At 64.7% G+C, this 22,424-nt stretch carries 20 protein-coding genes; 7 read left to right on the top strand and 13 right to left on the bottom strand.

The genetic code is table 11. From position 1 onward, the window contains the following. Positions 1–39: 39 nt before the first annotated feature. The 10 genes from BGK68_RS25585 to BGK68_RS25540 form a co-directional block, all read right to left on the bottom strand. Entirely contained in the window at positions 40–1,356 is a 1,317-nt protein-coding gene (locus tag BGK68_RS25585; RefSeq protein WP_233149418.1) for an O-antigen ligase family protein, read from the bottom strand. A gap of 34 nt (positions 1,357–1,390) precedes the next feature. Further along, positions 1,391–2,854 carry a ribonuclease G gene (gene rng, locus BGK68_RS25580; RefSeq protein WP_075259389.1) on the bottom strand — a complete coding sequence of 488 codons (1,464 nt, stop codon included), beginning with the start codon at positions 2,852–2,854 and terminating at the stop codon, positions 1,391–1,393. Further along, on the bottom strand, positions 2,851–3,465 hold the full coding sequence (locus tag BGK68_RS25575; protein ID WP_075259388.1) for a Maf family protein: 615 nt from the start codon (positions 3,463–3,465) through the stop codon (positions 2,851–2,853). Before BGK68_RS25575 ends, rng begins: the two co-directional genes overlap by 4 nt. A 55-nt stretch (positions 3,466–3,520) precedes the next feature. Beyond that, a complete protein-coding gene (gene rlmH, locus BGK68_RS25570; RefSeq protein WP_006464668.1) occupies positions 3,521–3,991 on the bottom strand; it encodes a 23S rRNA (pseudouridine(1915)-N(3))-methyltransferase RlmH in 471 nt (156 codons plus the stop codon). After that, positions 3,991–4,746 carry a ribosome silencing factor gene (gene rsfS, locus BGK68_RS25565; RefSeq protein ID WP_075259387.1) on the bottom strand — a complete coding sequence of 252 codons (756 nt, stop codon included), beginning with the start codon at positions 4,744–4,746 and terminating at the stop codon, positions 3,991–3,993. Before rsfS ends, rlmH begins: the two co-directional genes overlap by 1 nt. A 4-nt stretch (positions 4,747–4,750) precedes the next feature. Continuing rightward, positions 4,751–5,416, bottom strand: coding sequence for a nicotinate-nucleotide adenylyltransferase (locus tag BGK68_RS25560; RefSeq protein WP_075259386.1), 666 nt, complete (start codon positions 5,414–5,416; stop codon positions 4,751–4,753). Next, a complete protein-coding gene (gene hemF, locus BGK68_RS25555) occupies positions 5,416–6,390 on the bottom strand; it encodes an oxygen-dependent coproporphyrinogen oxidase (protein ID WP_407645721.1) in 975 nt (324 codons plus the stop codon). Before hemF ends, BGK68_RS25560 begins: the two co-directional genes overlap by 1 nt. A gap of 79 nt (positions 6,391–6,469) precedes the next feature. Continuing rightward, positions 6,470–7,300: a mechanosensitive ion channel family protein gene (locus tag BGK68_RS25550; protein ID WP_075259384.1), complete on the bottom strand. Its 831-nt coding sequence runs from the start codon at positions 7,298–7,300 to the stop codon at positions 6,470–6,472. 165 nt (positions 7,301–7,465) lie between these two features. After that, entirely contained in the window at positions 7,466–8,734 is a 1,269-nt protein-coding gene (gene purD / locus BGK68_RS25545) for a phosphoribosylamine--glycine ligase (RefSeq protein WP_075259383.1), read from the bottom strand. A gap of 45 nt (positions 8,735–8,779) precedes the next feature. Then, entirely contained in the window at positions 8,780–9,505 is a 726-nt protein-coding gene (locus BGK68_RS25540; protein WP_075259382.1) for a YebC/PmpR family DNA-binding transcriptional regulator, read from the bottom strand. A gap of 222 nt (positions 9,506–9,727) precedes the next feature. Between BGK68_RS25540 and BGK68_RS25535 the strand changes: the two genes are divergently transcribed. The 5 genes from BGK68_RS25535 (at position 9,728) to BGK68_RS25520 (ending at position 14,906) form a co-directional block, all read left to right on the top strand. Then, the gene (locus tag BGK68_RS25535) at positions 9,728–11,386 is read left to right on the top strand and encodes a helicase HerA-like C-terminal domain-containing protein (protein ID WP_075259381.1); all 1,659 of its coding nucleotides are present in this window, start codon (positions 9,728–9,730) and stop codon (positions 11,384–11,386) included. Between the two features lie 57 nt (positions 11,387–11,443). Continuing rightward, positions 11,444–12,358, top strand: coding sequence for a DMT family transporter (locus BGK68_RS25530; protein WP_180937622.1), 915 nt, complete (start codon positions 11,444–11,446; stop codon positions 12,356–12,358). Positions 12,359–12,427: 69 nt separating this feature from the next. After that, complete coding sequence (locus BGK68_RS25525; RefSeq protein WP_075259380.1) at positions 12,428–13,402, top strand: quinone oxidoreductase family protein; 975 nt, start codon at positions 12,428–12,430, stop codon at positions 13,400–13,402. A gap of 6 nt (positions 13,403–13,408) precedes the next feature. Next, complete coding sequence (locus BGK68_RS28150; protein ID WP_167578393.1) at positions 13,409–13,579, top strand: hypothetical protein; 171 nt, start codon at positions 13,409–13,411, stop codon at positions 13,577–13,579. Between the two features lie 175 nt (positions 13,580–13,754). After that, complete coding sequence (locus tag BGK68_RS25520; RefSeq protein ID WP_075259379.1) at positions 13,755–14,906, top strand: ABC transporter substrate-binding protein; 1,152 nt, start codon at positions 13,755–13,757, stop codon at positions 14,904–14,906. Positions 14,907–14,932: 26 nt separating this feature from the next. On the opposite strand, the gene BGK68_RS25515 is transcribed toward BGK68_RS25520, so the two are convergent. Beyond that, the gene (locus BGK68_RS25515; protein WP_075259378.1) at positions 14,933–15,586 is read right to left on the bottom strand and encodes a DUF4136 domain-containing protein; all 654 of its coding nucleotides are present in this window, start codon (positions 15,584–15,586) and stop codon (positions 14,933–14,935) included. A 311-nt stretch (positions 15,587–15,897) separates the two neighbouring features. Here BGK68_RS25515 and pepN point away from each other — a divergent pair, with 311 nt between their 5' ends. Next, positions 15,898–18,594, top strand: coding sequence for an aminopeptidase N (pepN, locus tag BGK68_RS25510; protein WP_075259377.1), 2,697 nt, complete (start codon positions 15,898–15,900; stop codon positions 18,592–18,594). Between the two features lie 59 nt (positions 18,595–18,653). After that, positions 18,654–19,655, top strand: a complete 1,002-nt coding sequence (locus BGK68_RS25505) for a class 1 fructose-bisphosphatase (protein ID WP_075259376.1) — start codon at positions 18,654–18,656, stop codon at positions 19,653–19,655. 16 nt (positions 19,656–19,671) lie between these two features. On the opposite strand, the gene BGK68_RS25500 is transcribed toward BGK68_RS25505, so the two are convergent. Both BGK68_RS25500 and rarD read right to left on the bottom strand, forming a co-directional pair. Then, entirely contained in the window at positions 19,672–21,249 is a 1,578-nt protein-coding gene (locus tag BGK68_RS25500; RefSeq protein ID WP_075259375.1) for a sensor domain-containing diguanylate cyclase, read from the bottom strand. A 124-nt stretch (positions 21,250–21,373) separates the two neighbouring features. Continuing rightward, positions 21,374–22,267, bottom strand: coding sequence for an EamA family transporter RarD (gene rarD, locus BGK68_RS25495; protein ID WP_075259374.1), 894 nt, complete (start codon positions 22,265–22,267; stop codon positions 21,374–21,376). Positions 22,268–22,424 lie beyond the last annotated feature (157 nt).

Raw genomic sequence — 22,424 nt, 5'->3', positions numbered from 1 at the left:
TCCTTGCTTGCAGGTAATGCGGGTGACGAAAAAGAGAGATTATGCCGTGTTCGCCGGGTGGTCGGGCTGTTCCTGGCACATGGCCCACAAGATTGAACACAGGAAGGCGTACAGCATCACGCCGTTGTTGTGTGTCAGGAACGCCTGCGTCAGGCCAAAGGCCAGATAGGACAGCACCAGCATGACCCCGGCGCTAGCGGCCAGGCGGGCTTCATACCCCGCGGCAAGGCGCCGCTGTCGGCGAAACAGCCACAGCGGCAGCAGATACAGAACCAGCAGGGCGGCCAGGCCGGGGATGCCGCGCTTGACCAGTGCATCCAGGTATTCGTTGTGCAGATGGGTATGATCATCCACCGAAGGCGAGGCGCGGCCCTGCACGACCATTTCGTGCTTGGCCTCTACCATGCCCTGCTTGCCCCAGCCCGCCAGCAGGTGCTGAGGGGCCAACTGCAGGCCTATGCGCCACATTTCCAGGCGGGCGCCTACCGAGGATTGGGCATCGGCCCGCTGCACATAGCCATCGGTTTCTGCCAGCGCCAGCCGCATGCGATCCGACAGCGGCGATTGCGGCAGCAAGACCAGACCGACCAGCACGGCCAGTGCAGCAGCGCCCAGTTGCCGCACCAGTCGTGTATATCCGGCGCGCACCAGCAGCCAGGCCGCCATGACGGCGCAGACCGGCAAGGCGAGCCAACTGCCACGGCTGCCGCTGAGCAGGGTGGCCATCAGTGCGGCGATCACGCCAGCCGCATACAGCAGCTTCCAGCGCAGCGCATGCTGCAGCCGGATCGCTCGCGCCAGCCCGCATGCCGCCAGGATAGCCAACAGCGCAGCGATGTTGCCGTACTGGATGGGATTGGTACTGCCGCCAGGCCGTTCGGCTCCCTCCGCCAGCCACTGCCAGAGGCTCAGCAAGCCCGCACCGAGCGCACCGACAGCGGCCCCGGTCCATAACGCAGCTGGACGCGGCGGATAGGTTCGCAACAGGTAAAGCGCCGGCAGCGCGATGACGAAGCGCAGCGGGGCATCGTATTCGCGCCCCGGTGCATGATGCGCCAAGTTCAGTGCAGCATTGACGAAAAAGTAACTGAGCAGCGCCAGCATCATGAGCCAGTCGTCGCGCCCGAGCCGTGTGTGTGGCCTGTTCCGGCGCAGCAGGACCACGGCGCCTAGCACCAGCATGAGGGCTCCCAGCGAGAATCCGCTAGGGACGACCAGTGAGATGGCCAGCAGCAGGAAAACGGCAAGAGCGCTGTAGAAGGACATGTAAGGCAAGGACGCGCGATCGGCTTGGGTGAGAAAGTGCGCATTGTAATGTATGCGCACCCTGGCAAAACGGCGTTTGCGGCCGGTCATGCCTGAATCCCGTGGTTCCTTGATGGCCCGCGTGTCACATCAGGATGATGTCGTACTGCTCCTGCTGATAATCACTCTGAACCTGCAAGGAAATCGGCTTGCCGATGAAATCGCCCAGCATGGCCAGATGTTGCGATTCCTCTTCCAGGAACATGTCCACCACCACCTGCGAGGCCAGGATGCGGAACTCGCGCGGGTTGAACTGCTTGGCCTCGCGCATGACCTCGCGCAGGATCTCGTAGCACACCGTGCGCGGGGTCTTGACCTGGCCACGGCCCTTGCAGGCCGGGCAGGTCTCGCAGAGGATGTGGGCCAGCGATTCGCGGGTGCGTTTGCGGGTCATTTCCACCAGTCCCAGCGTGGAGAAGCCCGACACCGAGATCTTGGTGCGGTCGCGCTGCAAGGCCTTGCCCAGCTCGGCCAGCACGGCCTGGCGGTGCTCCGTGCTCTCCATGTCGATGAAGTCCAGGATGATGATGCCGCCCAGGTTGCGCAGCCGCAGCTGGCGCGCGATCGCATGCGCGGCTTCCAGGTTGGTCTTGAAGATGGTGTCGTCGAAATTGCGGCCGTTGACGAAACTGCCGGTGTTCACGTCGATGGTAGTCATCGCCTCGGTCTGGTCGACGATCAGGTAGCCGCCCGACTTCAGATCGACCCGCCGCCCCAGGGCGCGTTCGATTTCCTCTTCCACGCCATACAGGTCGAACAGGGGACGCTCGCCCCGGTAGTGGGTCAGCTTGGTCAGCACCGAGGGGGTGTAGATGGCGCCGAACTCCTGCAGCATGTGGAAGTTCTCGCGCGAATCGACCTGGATGGTGGCGGTGTGGTCGCCCACGAAGTCGCGCAGCACCCGCTGCGCCAGCGACAGGTCCTGGTGCAGCAGCGTGGGCGCGGGGTTGGTCTTGCTCTGCTTGACGATGGTGGCCCAGGTCTTGCGCAGGTATTCCACGTCCATCTGCAGGTCGGCGTCGGAGGCGTCCTCGGCCATGGTGCGGATGATGAAGCCGCCTTTTTCTTCCGGCGGGAGCAGGGCCTGGACCTTGCTGCGCAAGAGTTCGCGTTCGGCTTCGTTCTCGATGCGTTGCGAAATGCCGATGTGCTTGTCCTGCGGCAGGTAGACCAGCATGCGCCCGGCAATGGAGATCTGCGTGGACAGCCGCGCACCCTTGGTGCCGATGGGGTCCTTGATCACCTGCACGGTGATGCTCTGGCCATCGTGCAGCAGTTTTTCGATGGGGATGGCGGGTGCGTTCTGGCCATCGTGCGGACGGGCTTCCCAGATGTCGGCCACGTGCAGGAAGGCAGCGCGTTCCAGGCCGATATCGATGAAGGCCGATTGCATGCCCGGCAGCACCCGCACCACCTTGCCCAGGTAGATGTTGCCGGCCAGGCCGCGCGAAAGCGTGCGCTCGATGTGCAGTTCCTGGACCGCGCCTTGCAGGATCAGCGCCACGCGCGTCTCCTGCGGAGTGATGTTGATGAGGATGTCTTCGCTCATAGGATTCGAACGCCCGCTTGTTGTAGTAGTTGAGCCGTCTCGAATAGCGGCAGCCCCATGATACCGGAATGGCTGCCCACGATATTGCTGATGAACACCGACGCCAGCCCCTGGATGCCGTAGGCGCCGGCCTTGTCATAAGGCTCGACGGTATTGCAATAGGCGGCGATGGCCTGCTCGCTGAGGGGCGCGAAGCTGACGTCGGATTGCTGCACGATCTGCCAGACCTGGGTTTCCACACCCATCGTCACGCCCACGGCCACGCTGGTCAAGACCTGGTGGGTGCGGCCGGAGAGCAGGGTGATCATGCGCACGGCCTCGTCGTGATCGGCGGGCTTGCCCAGGATCAGGTCATCGACCACCACGGTGGTATCGGCCGAGAGCAGCGGACGGTGCGGCAACTGGCGCAGGATCATGGTCTGCTGGGCGCTGTCGAGCTTGGCGCGGGTCACGCGGGCGACATAGTTCATTGGCGCTTCGCCGGGCAGTACGCTCTCGTCGACTTCCTTGTCCGAGAGCAGCAGTTCGAAGTCGATGCCGATCTGGCGCAACAGCTCGCGTCGGCGTGGGCTTTTCGAGGCGAGGTAGATTTTCTGATCCGCTGGTTTCATGGAGCCATCAAGTCAAAAGCCGGCGCATTGCACAGGGCGCCGGCGGTGGACGATTTCAGGCGCGGTGATACGGATGGTTCTGCGTAATCGACCACGCCCGGTACAGTTGCTCGGCCAGCATCACCCGCACCATGCCATGCGGCAGGGTCATGCTGGAGATGCGGATGAGCGTATCGGCGCCGGCCTTGAAGCCGGGATCGAGGCCATCGGCGCCGCCGATGACGAAGGCCACGTCGCGGCCATCCTGCTGCCACTGGACCAGCTGCTGCGACAACTGCACCGAGGTCCAGTCACGCCCGCGCTCGTCCAGCGCGATCACGCGCGCGCCCTTGGGCAGCGCGGCTTCGATCTTCTCGCGCTCCTGCGCCATCACGGTTTCGGCCGTGCGGCTGCCGGAGCGTTCGACAGGTTTGATTTCCTTGAGGATGATCCGGCATTCCGGTGGCATGCGCTTGGCATACTCCTGGAAGCCGGTTTCTATCCACGCCGGCATCTTGTGGCCGACGGCGGCGATGACCAGTTGCATCAAGCCTTGCTGGTGCGCTTGGCGGCCGGCTTCTTGGCGGTATCGCTCTTGGCGGGCGCTACGCGCACGGTCTTGCCGGTCGGGGTCTTGGGCGCAGCCGCCTTGCGGGTGGTGCCGGCCTTGGTGGTGGTGGTCTTGCTGCCGGCAGCCGTGCCACGGGTAGTGGTGGTCTTGGCGGCGGTGGTCTTGGTGCCGGTGGTGCGGGTGGTGCGGGTCGTGCCAGTGGCTGCGCGAGCGCCGGTGGTGGAGGTGGTAGTGCGCGGCTTGCGGGCCGGCTTCTTCGGTGCGTCCTCGTCGTCATCCAGGGCCTGGCTGGCTTCGACGGCTTCGGCCTGGGCGCGGGTGCGGCGGGTCTTGGGCGCCGGCGATTCGTCGGCGGCGCGCTTGGCGGCGGCCGAAGTACCGGTACGCTTGGCCGCGCCCAGCTTGACTTCCTTGTCGCCCCAGATTTCTTCCAGACGATAGTAGGTGCGGATGGCCGGCTGCATGATGTGCACGATCATGTCACCCAGGTCCACCAGCACCCATTCACCGGTGTCTTCGCCTTCGACGCTGACGACATTGCCGCCCTTGGCCTTGACCTTGTCGCGCACCGAGGCGGCCAGCGCCTTGGTCTGGCGGTTCGAGGTGCCGGAGGCGATCGCCACGCGGTCGAACAGGCTGGTCAGGTGGGTGGTGTCATAGATGCGGATTTCTTGCGCCTTGACGTCTTCCAGAGCGTCCACGACCAGGGTTTGCAGTTTTTTGATGTCCATTGGTTTAATTTCGGTACAGATGTTGTTGTTCGATATAGTCTAGCACCCTGCCCGGGATCAGCGAATCGGGTCGGATGCCGCGTTGCAGCTGGGCACGGATTTCAGTCGATGAGATATCGACCGCCAGCCCGAGGGCCAGGTAGCCGTATCCGTGCGTGGTGCTGCGGATCTCTTGCGGCGCAGCGTTGCGCCGCTTGAATTCTTCCCTCACGGCCGGCGGCACGTGGGCGTCGGCCAGCGCGAAGCCGGGCCGGGAGGCGGCGCACAGGTGCGCCAGGTCAAACAGTTCCTGCCAGTGTTGCCAGGTGTCCAGGTGCTGCAGCTGGTCCGCGCCCATCAGGAAAACGATGGAGACCTGCGGTCCCAGCTCGGCCCGCAGGGCGCGCAGGGTGTCGATGGTATAGGTCGCGCTGGCGCGACGGATTTCCTGCTCATCGATGACCACCGGCACCTGCTGGCGGTCGAAGGCGCGCCGCACCATCTCCACGCGGTCCGCCGGCCTGGCCTGCAGGCCATGCTTCTGCCAGGGATTACCGGTCGGAATGATGCGCAGCTCATCAGGTTGCAGCAATTGCACGAAATGCTCGGCCAGGCGCACATGGCCATTGTGCACCGGATCGAAACTCCCGCCCAGCACGGCAATGCAGCGCTGCGCCGCAGGCGGCGCCATTACAGCCATTCCTTGTGGACCAGGAAGTCCGAATACAGCGCGGCCTCGGGGCTGCCGGATTCGGGATGCCAGTCGTAGCGCCACTTCACCAGCGGCGGCATGGACATCAGGATGGACTCGGTGCGTCCCCCCGATTGCAGGCCGAACAGCGTGCCCCGGTCGAAGACCAGGTTGAATTCCACGTAACGTCCCCGGCGATAGGCCTGGAAGTCGCGTTCGCGCTCGCCATAGGGCGTATCGCGGCGCGCCGCCACGATGGGCAGGTAGGCGTCCAGGAAGGCGTCGCCCACGCTGCGCTGCATGGCAAAGGCCTGCTCGAAGGGCAGGGCGTTGAAATCGTCGAAGAAGATGCCGCCCACGCCGCGCGGCTCCTTGCGGTGCTTCAGGTAGAAATAGTCGTCGCACCATTTCTTGAAGCGCGGGTAGAGCTCATCCCCATAGGGCTGCAGCGCATCGCGGCAGGTGCGGTGGAAATGGCGGGCGTCTTCCTCCACGCCGTAGTAGGGCGTCAGGTCCATGCCGCCGCCGAACCACCAGACCGCTTCTTCGCCCTCGGCATGGGTGGTGAAGAAGCGCACGTTCATGTGCACCGTCGGCACGTAGGGATTGCGCGGATGCAGCACCAGCGATACGCCCATGGCTTCCCAGGCGCGCCCGGCCAGGTGCGGGCGGTTGGCCGCAGCCGAGGGCGGCAGGTTCTTGCCCATCACATGGGAGAAGCCCACGCCGCCGCGCTCCAGCAGATTCCCTTCTTCCAGCAGGCGCGAGGTGCCGCCGCCGCCTTCGGGGCGCTCCCAGGAGTCCGACAGGAAGGATTTGCCATCGGCGGCTTCCAGAGCCGCGACGATGCGCTGTTGCAGGTCCTGCAGGTAAGCCTTGACGGCTGCGGTGTGGGTGGAGGCGTTGGAATGGGTGGTCACGGACGGTCGCTCTGATGCACGGTTACTGGACGGAAATGCGTTCCAACCGGGCATTGTACCTTGCCAGCCCCTCGCTGGGGCGGCAAAAGCCGGTCCGAGGCCTCCTGCGGACCGGTGTTGTGGGGCCTTAGCCTCAGCTTTGCGGCGCTTGCGCCAGCGGCACGGCGATCTGGTAGGTGGCCGGGGCGGGCCAGCCTTCCTTGAGGCAGACCTCGGCGATGGCGTTCTGCACGTCGTTGTAGACCTGGCCGAAATTGGGCGTGGGCGCATGTACGCGCAGGGCGATCAGGGTGCCGGTGGCATTGAATTCCTGGATCACGATGCCGGGGGCGGGCGTTTGCAAGACGTTGGGAATGGCCTTGATACGTTCGGAAAGCTTGGCGATGGCCTGCTGCGGATCGACGCTGTAGGCAATCTGGCAACGCAGGTCGGTGCGACGGGTGGCGTTGACGTTGTAGTTGATGATGTTTTCCGAGAACAGCTTGTTGTTGCCGATGATCACGCGCAGGTTGTTGTCGGTGGTGATGATGGTGGTCACCAGGCCGATATCGGAGACGGTGCCGGTCTGGCCGGCGGCGGTGATGTAGTCGCCCACCTTGAAGGGGCGCAGCACCACCAGGAAGATACCGGCGGCGAAGTTCGACAGCAGGCCCGACCAGGCCACGCCCAGCGCTACGCCGACCGCGCCGATCATGGCGGCAAAGGAGGTGGTGGGGATGCCGCACACTTCCAGGATGCCCATCACCAGCAGCACGCGCAGGATCACGTGGATGGCCGAGCTGGCGTAGTTGATCAGGGTAGTCTCGAACTGGCGCGCAGTCAGGACGCGGCGCACGATCTTGGACAGGGTATTGATGAACATGCCACCGACGATCCAGATGACGATGGCGGCGATCACCTTCAGGCCGAAGGGGACCAGGTAGAGATTGATGAGGGTGTCGAAGTTGAGCAGATGGTCAGACATCGGGTTTCCTTTTCTTCTGTTGTTGCGGGTCGTTGCCAGTCGTGGCGGTCCGGTGCTGCTTAGTCCGCCGCCACGGCGTTTTGTTGCAGGGCGGCCCGGTTCCAAAACAAAGTCCCCCGCAACACGCGGGGCGTTGCGGGGGACCTCGTCGGCGTCTCGCCTGGCTTAGCGCTTCAGTGCGCGCCAGCCGATGTCGCGGCGCATCTGCGAACCGGCGAAGTGGATCAGGTCGGCGGCGTCATAGGCATGCTTCTGCGCGACCTTCACGCTGTCGCCCAGGCCCACCACGCACAGCACGCGGCCGCCCGAGGTGGTCAGCTTCTCGCCAGTGAGGGTGGTGCCCGCATGGAAGGTCACGCAATCGGCGGTTTCCGCCGGGATATCGGTGATCAGATCGCCCTTGCGCGGTTCTTCCGGATAGCCATGCGCGGCCATGACCACGCCCAGCGCGGTGCGGCGGTCCCATTCCAGCTCGATCTTGTCCAGCGTGCCGGTGACGGCATGTTCGAACACGGTCAGCAGATCGGTCTTCAGGCGCGCCATGATGGGCTGGGTTTCCGGATCGCCCATGCGGCAGTTGAATTCCAGCGTCTTGGGATTGCCCTCGGCATCGATCATCAGACCGGCATACAGGAAGCCGGAGAAGGGGATGCCATCCTTGGCCATGCCCTGCACGGTCGGGACGATGATCTCGCGCATCACCCGCGCATGCAGCGCCGGGGTCACGATGGGCGCGGGCGAGTAGGCGCCCATGCCGCCGGTGTTGGGGCCCTGGTCATTGTCCTGCAGGCGCTTGTGGTCCTGGCTGGTGGCCAGCGGCAGGATGTTCTTGCCGTCCACCATGACGATGAAGGACGCTTCTTCGCCGGCCAGGAATTCCTCGATCACCACGCGCGCGCCGGCGTCGCCCAGCTTGTTGTCGGAGAGCATCATGTCGACCGCCGAATGCGCTTCTTCCAGGGTCATGGCGACCACCACGCCCTTGCCCGCGGCCAGGCCGTCGGCCTTGATGACGATGGGCGCGCCCTTCCTGGCGATGTAGTCATGGGCGGCGACCACGTCCGAGAAGGTCTGGTATTCGGCCGTGGGGATCGCATGGCGCTGCATGAAGGCCTTGGCGAAGTCCTTGGAGCTTTCCAGCTGCGCCGCTTCCTTGGTGGGGCCGAAGATCTTCAGGCCCCGGGCGCGGAAGACGTTGACGATGCCAGCGGCCAGCGGGCCTTCCGGGCCGACCACGGTCAGCGCCACATGCTCCTGCTCGACGAAGTCGGCCAGGGCTGCGGGATCGGTGATGGCGATGTTCTGCAGGCGCTCGTCGAGCGCGGTGCCGCCATTGCCGGGAGCGACATAGACCGTCTGGATGCGCGGCGACTTGGCAATGGCCCAGGCCAGGGCATGTTCACGGCCACCAGAGCCGACAACTAGGATTTTCATGGGATTAGAGGAAGTAAGGGTGGCGAATGGTAAGAATGAGGTGAATTATTCTTCGATCACGGCATTGGTATAGAGCTCCTGGGTGTCATCCAGGTTCTCCAGCGCGTCGAGCAATTTCTGCATCCTGACGCCATCCTCGCCCGCAAACACGGTTTCGGTGGAGGGCTTCATGGTGATCTCGGCCACTTCCGCCTTGAAGCCGGCGGCTTCCATGGCGGTCTTCACGGCGGAGAAGTCGTTGGGGGCGGTCAGCACTTCGATGCCGCCTTCCTCATCGGTGATCACATCCTCGGCGCCGGCTTCCAGCGCAGCTTCCATGACCGCGTTCTCATCCGTGCCGGGGGCATACATGAGCTGGCCGCAGTGCTTGAACAGGAAGGCCACCGAACCCTCGGTCCCCATGTTGCCGCCGAACTTGGAAAAGGCGTGGCGCACTTCGGCGACGGTACGGACGCGGTTGTCGGTCATGCAATCGACGATGATGGCCGCGCCATTGATGCCGTAGCCTTCATAGCGCACTTCTTCATAGTTCACGCCATCCAGGGCGCCGGTGCCGCGCTGGATGGCGCGGGTCACGTTGTCCTTGGGCATGTTGGCGTCGGAGGCGCGGTCCACGGCCAGGCGCAGGCGCGGGTTGGTGTCCGGGTCGCCGCCGCCCATGCGGGCCGCGACGGTGATTTCCTTGATCAGGCGGGTCCAGACGCGACCGCGCTTTTCATCCTGACGGCCTTTGCGATGCTGAATATTGGCCCATTTGCTGTGTCCAGCCATGTTCAATCTTTCCTGCGAGGTAGTGGGGCAGAACCGTCCTGTTGCAGCGATCCGGGGCGTTCCGGCCAGGCCGGCGCGCGCAACCGAGGGATCGGCGCAGATCAGGGCCAGGCTCGGACAGGACCGATAATGCACTTCCTGCCGCCGGGTTCTGACTATAATCGGGCGGGCATTTTACCATACCGCCTCCCCGTGATTTTTTGCCTTCAAGGCCGAGTTGACATGATTCATCCTCTTCCCATCGCCACCCATTCCGGCGGGCAACTGTGCCTGCTGCCGCAACTGGCCAACCGCCATGGCTGCATCACCGGCGCCACCGGCACCGGCAAGACGGTCACCCTGCAGGTGCTGGCCCAGGCGCTCTCCGACATCGGCGTGCCGGTCTTCATGGCCGACGTCAAGGGCGATCTCTCCGGCCTGGGTAAGGCCGGCAGCGCCTCGCCCAAGACCGCCGCGCGCCTGGCCCAGTTGGGCCTGCCCGAACCCGCCTGGGCGGCGGCCCCGGTGGCCTTCTGGGATGTCTATGGCGAGCAGGGCCATCCGGTGCGCGCCACCGTCTCCGACATGGGGCCGCTGATGCTGGCGCGCATGCTCAACCTCAACGACACCCAACAGGGCGTGCTGCAACTGGTGTTCAAGATCGCCGACGACCATGGCCTCTTGCTGCTGGACACCAAGGACCTGCGCGCCATGCTGCAGCACGTGGGCGAGAACGCCCCCCAGTTCAAGACCGAATACGGCAACATCTCGGCGGCCAGCGTGGGTGCGATCCAGCGCGGCCTGATCGGCATCGACGAGCAGGGCGGCGACCGCTTCTTCGGCGAACCCATGTTGAACATCGAGGACTGGATGCAGACCGACGCCCAGGGCCGTGGCGTCATCAACATCCTCGCCGCCGACAAGCTGATGAACGCGCCGCGCCTGTATTCCACCTTCCTGCTGTGGATGTTGTCGGAACTGTTCGAGCACCTGCCCGAGGTGGGCGACCTGGACAAGCCCAAGATGGCCTTCTTCTTCGACGAAGCCCACCTGCTCTTCGACGAAGCCCCCAAGCCGCTGCTGCAGAAGATCGAGCAGGTGGTGCGCCTGATCCGCTCCAAGGGCGTGGGCATCTATTTCGTCACCCAGAATCCGCTGGATATTCCCGACACCGTCCTGGGCCAGCTCGGCAACCGTGTGCAGCACGCCCTGCGCGCCTACACCCCGCGCGACCAGAAGGCCGTGACGGCGGCCGCCGAAACCTTCCGCCCCAATCCCATGCTCAATACCGCCCAGGCCATCACGGAACTGGGCGTGGGCGAGGCGCTGGTGTCCTTCCTCGATGAGAAGGGCCGGCCCAACATGGTCGAGCGCGGCTACGTGCTCACGCCGGCCTCCCAGATCGGCCCGCTCAGCGAGCCCGAACGGCGCGCGCTGATCGCCTCCTCACTGGTGGCGGGCGTCTATGAACAGGCCATCGACCGCGAATCGGCCTATGAACGCCTGAAAGGGCGTGCCGTCCAGCAGCCTCCATCCGCGCCCCAGTCTGCGCCGCAGCCTGTGCCGCAACCCGCGCCTGCGCCAGCACCGGTGGATGACAATGCCTGGGGCGCTTCGGCTGGCCGCAGCGCCCCAGGCCCCGCCAGTCCCTCGCGCCCCAGCGGCGGCACGCGCATCCCGCCGCAGCAACCGCAGCCTCAGCCCATCCCCCAACAGGGCGAGGGCGGCGGACTGGGCGATCTGATCAAGGATGCCGCTGGCGGCATCTTCGGCAACGGCGGCAACCGCCGCAGCGATTCGCCCTTGCAGGCCATGGTCAAGTCGGCGGCGCGCAGTATTGGTTCGCAGGTGGGGCGCGAGCTCATCCGCGGCGTGCTGGGCTCGCTGATGAAGAAGCGTTGATGCGCTGCGCCCCGGTGGTCCGGGCGCAGCGCCGTGACAAGGTTTACAATCGCGGCCATGATTGCCGCCACTCCCCATCCCACCCCGCGCCAGGCCTTCCTGGGCGGGCTCCTGCTCGCCATCGTCGGCGCCGTCTTCTTTTCCGCCAAGGCCATCGTGGCCAAGCTGATGTATCGCTATCACGTCGATGCCGTCATGGTCATCACGCTGCGCATGGTGTTTTCCTTCCCCATGTTCGCCGCCGTGGCGCTGTGGAAGGCGCGCACCCAGCCGCCGCTGGGACGCGGCGATGGTTGGCGCATCGTGGTGCTGGGGCTGATGGGCTATTACCTGTCGAGCTTCCTCGATTTCCTCGGTCTGCAATACATCTCCGCCGGGCTGGAGCGGCTGATCCTGTTCCTCACGCCTTCCTTCGTGATGCTGATCGCCTTTTTCTTCTTCAAGCGCAAGGTCGGCTGGATCGAATGGGCGGCCTTGCTGGTGTCCTACTTCGGCACCGTGCTGGTGTTGCAACATGACCTGCATGTCGGCGGCAGCGATGTCATCCTCGGCAGCGCCCTGGTGCTGGGCTCGGCCTTCAGTTACTCGATCTACCTGATTTCCTCGGGCGAGCTGGTGCGGCGCGTGGGCGCGGTGCGGCTGGTGGCCTATGCCATGTGCGTCTCCAGCGTGGCCTGCGTGATCCAGTTCTTCGTGCTGCGCGCCCCGGCCGATCTGCTCACCCAGGTGGCGCCGGTGTACCAGCTGTCGCTCTTCAATGCGGTCTTCTGCACCGTGCTGCCGGTGTTCCTGACCATGGTGGCGGTGGCCCGCATCGGCGCGCCCACGGCGGCCCAGGCCGGGCTGGTGGGGCCGGTCTCCACGCTCTTCATGGGCGCGGTGCTGCTGGACGAGCCCATCACCGCCCTGCAGCTGGTGGGTACGGCGCTGGTGCTGGCGGGCATGTGGCTGCTGTCGCGCAAGAAGCGCTGAGGCGTTCTATACTGCCTCACCCAAAGTGAATTTCCAGGCTTGAAACTGACTGCGAACAAGGAGACCCAGATGGCAAAAGCAATCCGCATGAGCAAGACCGGCGGCCCCGAGGTAATGGAATATGTGGACGTCGAGGTGGGCGAGCCGGGTGCGGGTGAAGTGCGCATCCGTCACGCCGCCGTCGGCCTGAACTTCATCGATTGCTATTTCCGCGCTGGCGTGTATCCGCAACCCTTGCCCGCCGGCCTGGGCCAGGAGGCCGCCGGCACCATCGAGGCAGTCGGCCCCGGGGTGAGCGGCTTGAAGGTGGGAGACCGTGTCGCCTATGCCGGCCGTCCCAACGGCGCCTATGCCGAGGAGCGCGTGATGCCGGCTGACATCCTGGTCAAGCTGCCCGACGCGATCAGCTTCGACACCGCCGCCGCCATGATGCTGCAGGGCATGACCGTGCAATACCTGCTGCGCCAGACCTACGCGGTGCAGCCGGGCGACACCATCCTGTTCCACGCTGCCGCCGGCGGCATCGGCCTGATCGCCTGCCAGTGGGCGCGTGCGCTGGGGGTGAACCTGATCGGCACCGTCAGCAGCGATGAAAAGGCCGCCCTGGCCCTGCAGCACGGCGCGACCCATGTGATCAACTACAAGACCGAGAACTTCGTCGAGCGCGTCAAGGAGCTCACTGGCGGCCGTGGCGTGCAGGTGGTCTATGACTCCATCGGCAAGGATACCTTCCTGGGCTCGCTGGACTGCCTGCGTCCGCGCGGCTTGATGGTCAGCTTCGGCAATGCCTCCGGTCCGGTGGCGCCGTTCGGCGTGTCCGAGCTGGCCTCGCGCGGCTCGCTGTTCCTGACCCGTCCCTCGCTGGGCAACTACACTTCCACCCGCGCCGAACTGGATGCGACCGCCGGCGACCTGTTCGACATGGTCCTCGGCAACAAGATCAGCATCGAGATCAACCAGCGCTACGCCTTGAAGGATGTGGCCCAGGCCCATGCCGATCTGGAAGGCCGCAAGACCACCGGTTCCACCATCCTCATTCCCTGAGCGCGCATGGACCAGCCATCCCGCCCACCGGAGCGCGCCAATCCCATGGACCATCCCCCGGAGCAGCCCGCCGGGGCCGATGGGTCGCCCAAGTTCGGTCGCCTGCTGCTGGTGCTCATCAGCGCGGTGTTGCTGATCGTCGTCATCACTTTTGCCAGCGAAGCGTATTTTTCGTAGTCGTTTATCGAATTAGTTCGGCATGAATCTCGCAAGATATCGGGAATTCATGAAGACTATGCGCCATTAGCGCATTTTTACCGCTCCAGGCCGTCAAATGCCTCCTTGGCGTGGGCAGTGAACTGTTCTTTCACTGCACCACGCCCAGAGAGAACATTTTTGCCAGGAGAGGGAGATGGGATGGAACTGGTGCCACCGCCTGCGCGGTTGCCTGGGGCTTGCAATGTCGCTGCTGGCGGTGGGGGCCACCGCCGAAGACGGAGTCAGCGCGACCGAAGTGGTGCTGGGGCAGTCGGCGCCTTTCTCGGGACCGGCCAGCGATCTGGGCCGGGATTTCCTGGTCGGTGCGCAGAGCTATTTCGCCATGGTCAACGCCAAGGGCGGCGTGCATGGCCGACGCGTGCGGCTGTTGAGCCTGGACGATGGCTATGAGCCCGAGCGCACCGCCGCCAATACCCAGCAACTGATCTGGCGCGACAAGGTCTTCGCCTTGTTCGGCTATTCCGGCACGGCCACGACGCTGGCGGCGCTGCCCGCCATCCGCGAGGCCAACGTGCCGCTGTTTGCCCCGGTCTCCGGGGCGCTGGCCTTGCGCGAGCCCTTCAATCGCCTGATCTTCCATGTGCGCGCCAGCTATGCCCAGGAGACCGACTTCCTGCTGCGCCAGCTGCAAGGCACCGGGCGCCGCAAGGTGGCGGTGTTCTACCAGAACGACGAGCTGGGCAAGAGCATGCTGGAGCAGTTGCGCCTGCGCGCCCTGGTCTATGGGCTGACCCTGGTCGGCACCGCCGCCGTCGAGCGCAACAGCGACGCCGTGGAGGGCGCGGCCCAGGCCTTGCTGAAGGTCAAGCCGGACGTGGTGATCCAGGTAGTGTCCTATCGGCCGGCCGCAGCGCTCATTGCGCGCATGCGCCAGGCGGGCTATCTGGGCGGCTTTTCTCATTATTCCTTCGTCGGCAGCCAGTCGCTGTCGGCCCGGCTCAAGGAATGCGGCGTCGGCGCGGAGATCGCCCAGGTCGTGCCTTTCCCCAACAAGGCGCGCCTGCCGCTGGTCTATGAATACCGCAAGGCGGTGGCGCAGCATCCGGGCGCGGTGGACAACTTCCTCAGCCTGGAAGGCTATATCGCCGCCCGCACCCTGGTCGAAGGCCTGCGCCGTGCTGGCCGCGCCCTGACGCGAGAAGGCTTGATCCGGGCGCTGGAGACGATCACTCCGGCCAACTACGACGGCGGCGGATTCAGCCAGCACTTCAGCCGCACCGACCACAGCGGCTCGGACTTCGTCGATCTCACCGCCATCGGCAGCGGCGGGCGCTTCATCAACTAGCGGTGGCCTGCCGCAGGCCACCGCTATCAGTCCATCGGCTGGCCGTCCTTGTCTACCTTGATACGGACCTGGCGCGTCACCCCGCTGGGACCTGGAAAGTCATCGAAGGCGGCGCGCACCATGGCCGGCATGGCCGCTGCGAGCCCGGCGCGGCTGCCTTCACTGTCCACCACCACATCGAAGAGCTTCTTGCCCTCGCCGGCCTCGGAAATGCCGATCTGCAAGCGGCGCAGGAACACCGGATAGCTGGTGCTTTGCATCGGGCCGCCATACCAGAAGGGATCATAGAACGGTCCATAAGGGCCGTAGAAGCCGAACGGGCGCGGGCCGAAGCGCCCCCAGCCGGGCGCGGGACCGTAGAAGAAGGGATCATAGGCGGGCCGCGTGACCACCACCTGTTCGGTATTCATGCCATAGCTGAAACTGACCTGCAGCTGCGCCTGGCGCGCCTCCTTGGCCTCGGTGAAGCCCAGGAACTGCAGTTCCTGGCGGATCAGGCTGGCGTAGTTCTGGTATTCCAGGTTGTTTTCCTGTTCCTTGGTCGGCGCGAAGGCGTAGGGCTTGTCATTGTAGGACGGCGTCCAGGCGTGGAAGGAGGTGACATTGTTGTCGATCACCGTGGCGCAGCCCGAGAGCAGCATGGTGGCCAGCGCGAGCACAGGGTAAATCCAGCGTTTCATGAAGGAACTCCAATCGGAAAAGGCGGCGCTTGGCCGCAGTGCTAGGACCGCGCCACGGGCATTTCTATCCTGCCTGCCCCGGTCTGGTGCGCACCGTGGCCTCCATTGTAGTGCGGCAGCGTCCTGCGTGGTCGGGCGCGAACCATGGCCGCGCAGCCTGGTCTGTGACAGAGGCAGGGGCAAATCCATCCGCTCCCGGCGGGATGATTGGTAAAATCAGGTTTTTGCTGCACCTGAATTAGCTTGCGACTGCCGTCGCGTTCACTTTTCATCTCCATTTCCGTTTCTATTTCCCTTCCGGACAGGCCTCCATGCGCACCGATACGCCCCAGACGATCTACCGTAAAGACTACGCCGCCCCCCATTACCTGGCCGACACCGTCGAAATGGGTTTCGACCTCGATCCCTCCGACACCCGTGTGGCCACCCGCATCACCATGACCCGCAATCCGGCCGCCAAGGGCCGCGACCTGGTGCTCTTCGGCGAAGAGCTGGAACTGGTGGCCCTGCGCCTGAACGGCAAGCTGCTCACGCAGGCCAAGGGCGACTTCCGCATCGCCGCCGGCGTGCTGACCATCCCCGCCGCGCCGGCCAAGGTGGTGCTGGAGATCGAGACCCTGGTGCATCCTGACCGCAATACGTCCCTGATGGGCCTGTACGTGTCCAACGGCAATTTCTTCACCCAGTGCGAGGCCGAGGGCTTCCGCAAGATCACCTATTTCCCCGACCGCCCGGACGTGATGGCGAAATTCACCGTCATGCTGCGTGCCGACAAGTCGCGCTATCCGGTGCTGCTGTCCAACGGCAACCTGATCGAAGAGGGGGATCTGCCCGACGGCCGCCACTACGCCAAGTGGGAAGATCCATTCAAGAAGCCCTCCTACCTCTTCGCCCTGGTGGCCGGCAACCTGGTCTGCCAGGAAGAAACCGTGCGCCTGCATTCGGGCCGCGATGCACTGCTGCAGGTGTGGGTGGAAGAGGGCAACCTCGACAAGACCCAGCACGCCATGGATTCGCTCAAGAACAGCATCACCTGGGACGTGCAACGCTTCGGCCTGGACCTGGACCTGGACCGCTTCATGATCGTGGCGGTGGGCGACTTCAACATGGGCGCCATGGAAAACAAGGGCCTCAACATCTTCAACACCAAGTACGTGCTGGCCAATCCGCGCATCGCCACCGATGTCGACTTTGCCAACATCGAAGCCGTGGTCGGCCACGAATACTTCCACAACTGGACCGGCAACCGCGTCACCTGCCGTGACTGGTTCCAGCTCTCGTTGAAGGAAGGCCTGACCGTCTTCCGCGACCAGGAATTCTCGGCCGACATGATCGGCAGCGACAGCGGTCGCGCCGTCAAGCGCATCGATGACGTGCGCGTGCTGCGCCAGGTGCAGTTCCCGGAAGACGCCGGTCCGATGGCGCATTCCGTGCGTCCTGACTCCTACGTCGAGATCAACAATTTCTACACCGTCACCGTCTATGAAAAGGGCGCCGAAGTGGTGCGCATGTACCAGACCCTGCTGGGCCGCGACGGTTTCCGCAAGGGCATGGACCTGTACTTCGAGCGCCACGACGGCCAGGCCGTGACCTGCGACGATTTCCGCGCCGCCATGGCCGACGCCAATGGCCGCGACCTGTCGCAGTTCGAGCGCTGGTACAGCCAGGCCGGCACGCCTCAGGTGCAGGCCAGCGTGGACTACGACGCCAAGCGCAAGACCCTGACCCTGACGCTGGAGCAAAGCTGCCCGGCCACGCCCGGCCAGAAGAAGAAACAGCCCTTCCACATCCCGGTAGCCGTGGGCCTGCTGGACGCCCAGGGCCGCGACCTGGCGCTGACGATCGAGGGCGAGAAGAAGGCCGGTCCCACCACCCGCGTGCTGGAACTGACCAAGGCCAAGCAGAGCTTCCGCTTCATCAACGTCGAAGAAAAGCCGGTGCCTTCACTCTTGCGCGGCTTCTCCGCGCCGGTGCTGCTGCAATACGACTACAGCGATGCCGAGCTGGCCTTCCTGATGGCCCACGACAGCGACGCCTTCAATCGCTGGGAAGCCGGCCAACGCCTGGCCACCCGTCGTCTGCTGAACCTCACCGTGGCCGTGCAGGCCGCGCGCCAGTCCGGCCATGTGGTCTCGGTCGATACCGTGCTCAACAACCTGGAGCACGACGGCGCCCTGGCCAACGCCCTGCGTGCCACGCTGCGCGACGAAGCGCTGGACCCGGCCTTCCGCGAGCTGGTGCTCACGCTGCCCTCGGAAACCATGATCGCCGAGCAGATGGAGATCATCGACCCGCACGCCATCCATGTAGCACGCCAGTTCCTGCGCCGCTCGCTGGCGCGTGAACTGCAAGAGGACCTGCTGGCCGCCTATCACGCCAACCAGACCCCCGGCGATTACAGTCCGGACGCTGCCTCGGCTGGCCGGCGTGCGCTCAAGAACGTGGCCCTGTCCTACCTGGCCGAGCTGGATGATGAACAAGCCATGGGCCTGGCCCAGCAGCAGGACCAGCAGGCCAACAACATGACCGACCGCCTGGCCGCACTCTCGGCCATCTTGAACAGCGCCGCGCCCGGCAAGAGCGAGGCGCTGCAACGCTTCTACGCCGAGTTCGAGCAGGAGGCCCTGGTCATCGACAAGTGGTTCACCCTGCAGGCCACGGCCCGCAATGCGGATGTGAACACCGTACGCACCCTGGCCGAGCATCCCGCATTCACGCTGAAGAACCCGAACCGCGCGCGCAGCCTGATCTTCAGCTTCTGCAACGGCAATCCCTCGGCCTTCCATGCGCCGGACGGCAACGGCTACAGCTTCTGGGCCGAGCAGGTCATCGCCCTCAATGCCAGCAACCCGCAAGTGGCGGCGCGCCTGGCGCGCAGCCTGGACCGCTGGCGCAAGTACAGCCCGGCCCTGCAGGAAAAGATGCGCCTGGCGCTGCAACAGGTGGCCGCCGCTCCCAAGCTCTCGCGTGATGTGGCCGAAGTGGTCACCAAGGCGCTGGCCAACTGATCATCGATATTTTTTATATTGTTTATATTTTTACCATCCGATAGGCAAGGAAGACCATCATGAAACGCATCAGTCTTACGCAACACCTGATCGAGCAGCAGCGCTTGCACAACAAGATCCCGTCCGAACTGCGCCTCTTGATCGAAGTCGTGGGCCGTGCCTGCAAGTCGATCTCGCACGCCGTCGGCAAGGGCGCGCTGGGCGAGGTGCTGGGCAGTGCCGGCAGCGAGAACGTGCAGGGCGAAGTGCAGAAGAAGCTGGATGTGATCTCCAACGAGATCCTGCTGGAAGCCAACGAATGGGGTGGTCACCTGGCGGCCATGGCTTCCGAGGAAATGGAGACCATCCACCGCATTCCCAACCGTTATCCCAAGGGCGAATACCTGCTGATGTTCGATCCGCTGGATGGCTCCTCCAACATCGACGTCAACGTCTCCATCGGCACCATCTTCTCGGTGCTCAAGGCGCCCGAGGGCATGACCGAACCGACCGAGCAGGACTTCATGCAGCCCGGCACCCGGCAGGTCGCCGCCGGCTACGCCGTGTACGGCCCGCAGACTGTGCTGGTGCTGACCACCGGCGACGGCGTGCACTGCTTCACCCTGGATCGTGAAATGGGCGCCTGGGTGCTGACCCAGAAGGACATCAAGATTCCCGAAGACACCAAGGAATTCGCCATCAACGCCTCCAACCAGCGTCACTGGTTCCCGCCGGTCAAGCGCTATGTGGATGAAATGCTGGCCGGTTCCACCGGTGTGCGCGGCAAGGATTTCAACATGCGCTGGATCGCCTCCATGGTGACCGACGTGCATCGCATCCTCAACCGCGGCGGCATCTTCATGTACCCAGCCGACGCCCGCGAACCCAACAAGCCCGGCAAGCTGCGCCTGATGTATGAAGCCAACCCCATGGCCTTCATCGTCGAGCAGGCCGGCGGCGCGGCCACCGATGGCACTCAGCGCATCCTCGACATCCAGCCGGAAAAGCTGCACCAGCGCGTGGCGGTGTTCCTGGGTTCCAAGAATGAAGTGGACCTGGTGACTTCCTACCACCAGCAATAAGCTGCAATAAGCCGCCCTAGGACACGGCGCCCGAGGGCGCCGTTTTCATTGGCGCGGCCAGGCGGACCTGGTTGCGTCCCTCGTGCTTGGCTTGGTAGAGGGCGGCGTCGGCTGCGCCCAGCAAGGTCTGCACCGAGCGTGACGAGCTGGGCAGCAGTTCCAGCGCGCACACGCCCACGCTCACCGTCATCACCCCGACCGGATTGCCGCGATGGGGCAGTTCCAGCGCCTGGATAGCTGCGCGCAGTTTCTCGGCCATTGCGCAGGCGCCCTCGGCGTCCGTATCGGGCAGCAGCATCGCCATTTCCTCGCCACCATAGCGCGCCGCCAGATCACCGGGCCGGCGCTGGCGCTCCTTGAGCACGCTGGCGATGCGGCGCAGGCATTCATCGCCGGCCTGATGACCATAGAGATCGTTGTACTGCTTGAAGAAATCGACATCGATCATGATCAGCGCGAGCGCCGCGCCGCTGCGGTCGGCACGCTTGAACTCGGCCTCCAGAACGGTATCCAGATGACGCCGGTTGGCCAGCCCCGTCAGGCCATCCTGATGTGCCAGCATTTCCAGCCGATGGTTGGCTATCTGCAATTCGCCCATGGCCTGCAAGGCCCGGTCTTCGGCACAGAGGCGCAATTCGATCTGGCCGACCAGACGCCAGCCAAAGACCCCGATGATGACCAGCAACAGCAGCACGGCCGCGCCATAGACGAAGGTCTGCTGTTGCCAGTCGGCCAGCGCTTCCTCGCGCGCCAGCGTGACCACCAGCACCAGCGGATACTTGTCCACCGCCTGGTAGGACAGGTAGCGCTGCCGCCCATCCAATGGCGACGCTACCTCCAGGTAGCCGTGCGGACTGCGCGGCAAGCCTTCCAGGAACAGGCGTCCCTGGCTGAAATCGCGATTGATGTAGCCGGGATCGAAGGGCATCCGCGTCAGCAGCGTGCCATCACGCAGCAGCAGGGCGATGGAGCCGCCCTTGCCGATGTCCACGGTGCGGTACAACTGGTTGAAGTGGTTGATATCCAGCGTGGCCAGCAGCACGCCGGCGAAGCTGCCATCAGCATGATTGAGCCGGCGCGACATGGGGATGACCCAGCGTCCGGTGCTGCGGCTGAGCAAGGCTTTTCCCACGCGCGGGCCGGCATCGTCATGGTCGCGATGCCAGATGAAATAGTCGCGGTCGCTGTTGTTGGTTGCCGTCAGGGGCGGTGCGGAAGAGGTCAGCAAGCGCTTGCCCTGCTCGTCGAAGACATACAGCCCATCAAGCTGGGGCATCTCGGAGGAAATCCGGCGCAGCAGCGGCATCAGGTCCACCAGGCTGGCATGGGCAATGCCGACGCTGGCGATGCGGTCGCTCATGTCCAGCAGTAATCCGTCGGTGGCTTGCAGCACATCGTAGGCGTGGCGCGCCAGCGCCTTGGCCACATTGCCAGTGTAGATGCGGTTGTTTTCCAGCTGCACCACCCGCGCCGTCAAGCTTTGCCACAGCAGGCCGCCGGCGATGGCGGCACAGATCAGGACGACAAACAGCCGGGCCCGGCGCGCGACCGAATGACGCGCGTTCGGGCCCGCTTTTGCCAGTAGCGGACGCATATTGTTTTCTCCCCCTCCAGGTGACCGGTCTCCATCCCCACGGAGCCGCCTTGCAGTGAGTATAGGAAGAAGGGGAGGGCCTCAGCACCGCGAAGAGATCACGAAAAGCCGCCCTGTTTGGCGGCTAGCGCGGCGTTTGTCGCATCAACTTGGCACTGTGTATCGCAGTAAGCAGCACTGCCAACCAGATCGGCACATAGGTGCCTAACTGCGCCAGGGGCAGCGACTCTCCCAGCACGGCGATGGCGACCAGCACCAGCAAGATCGGCTCGACATAGCCCAGCACGCCGAAGAGCCCCATCGGCAAAAGCTTGCCGGCCCGCAGATAGCAGGCCAGCGCCACCATGCTCAGCAGCCCCAGACCAGGCAGCAGCAACAGCATGGAAGGGGTGCGCAGGGTAGCGGCCAGCGTATCCCCGAGCGCCACGGCGATCAGTGCCGGCAGCGCCAGGATCAGCAATTCGACCGCGAAGATCATCAGCGAGTCCAGTTGCAGGCGTCGGCGCAGGATGAAATAGGGCGGGTAGCCCAGCGCCACGGCCAGGGTCGGCCAGGAAAAGCTGCGCGTCATCCAGATCTCATGCGCCACGCCGATGCAGGCCAGTAGCACCGCCAGCTGCTGCAGCAGATTGAGCCGTTCGCCATAGAGGAGGCGGCCGACCAGCACCATCGACAGCGGCAACAGGAAATAACCCAGCGACACCTCCAGCGCCTGGCCATTGACCGAGCCCCACAGGAACAGCCATTGCTGGAAACCCAGCAGAGCCGCCATCAGCAGCAGCAGCAGACAGCGCGCCGGTGTACCCAGCAGCTCGGCGCAGGCCTCTCGCAGGCGCGGCAACTGGCCGCGCCAGGCGATCAGCGCCAGCACCGCCAAGGCGGTGGCGAGGATGCGCCAGCCGAAGATGTCATTGCCGTCCAGCGGCGCCAGCAGGCGGGTATAGCCGGAGAGCAGCGCGAACAGCGCCGAGGCCAGGACCGAGAGGCCGACGCCGCGGCCGATTTCGTGATGAGGCATTACGCAAAATCCAGTCTGTACGATTTGTCTACCCGGGGGCTTCCGCGCAGGCAAAAAGCGCCATTCTAGGGCAAGCGGGCCGAATGGGCCGGCCTGGCCTACGACGCAGCCCTGGGAAATCCTGTGGCGAAATGCATTGCATGCAGCAGGGAGATGG

Source organism: Herbaspirillum camelliae (assembly GCF_001929405.1).
Lineage (GTDB): Bacteria > Pseudomonadota > Gammaproteobacteria > Burkholderiales > Burkholderiaceae_D > Herbaspirillum > Herbaspirillum seropedicae.
The sequence above is the reverse complement of the archived record's forward strand: the minus strand, read 5'-3'. Positions and strand labels throughout refer to the sequence as shown.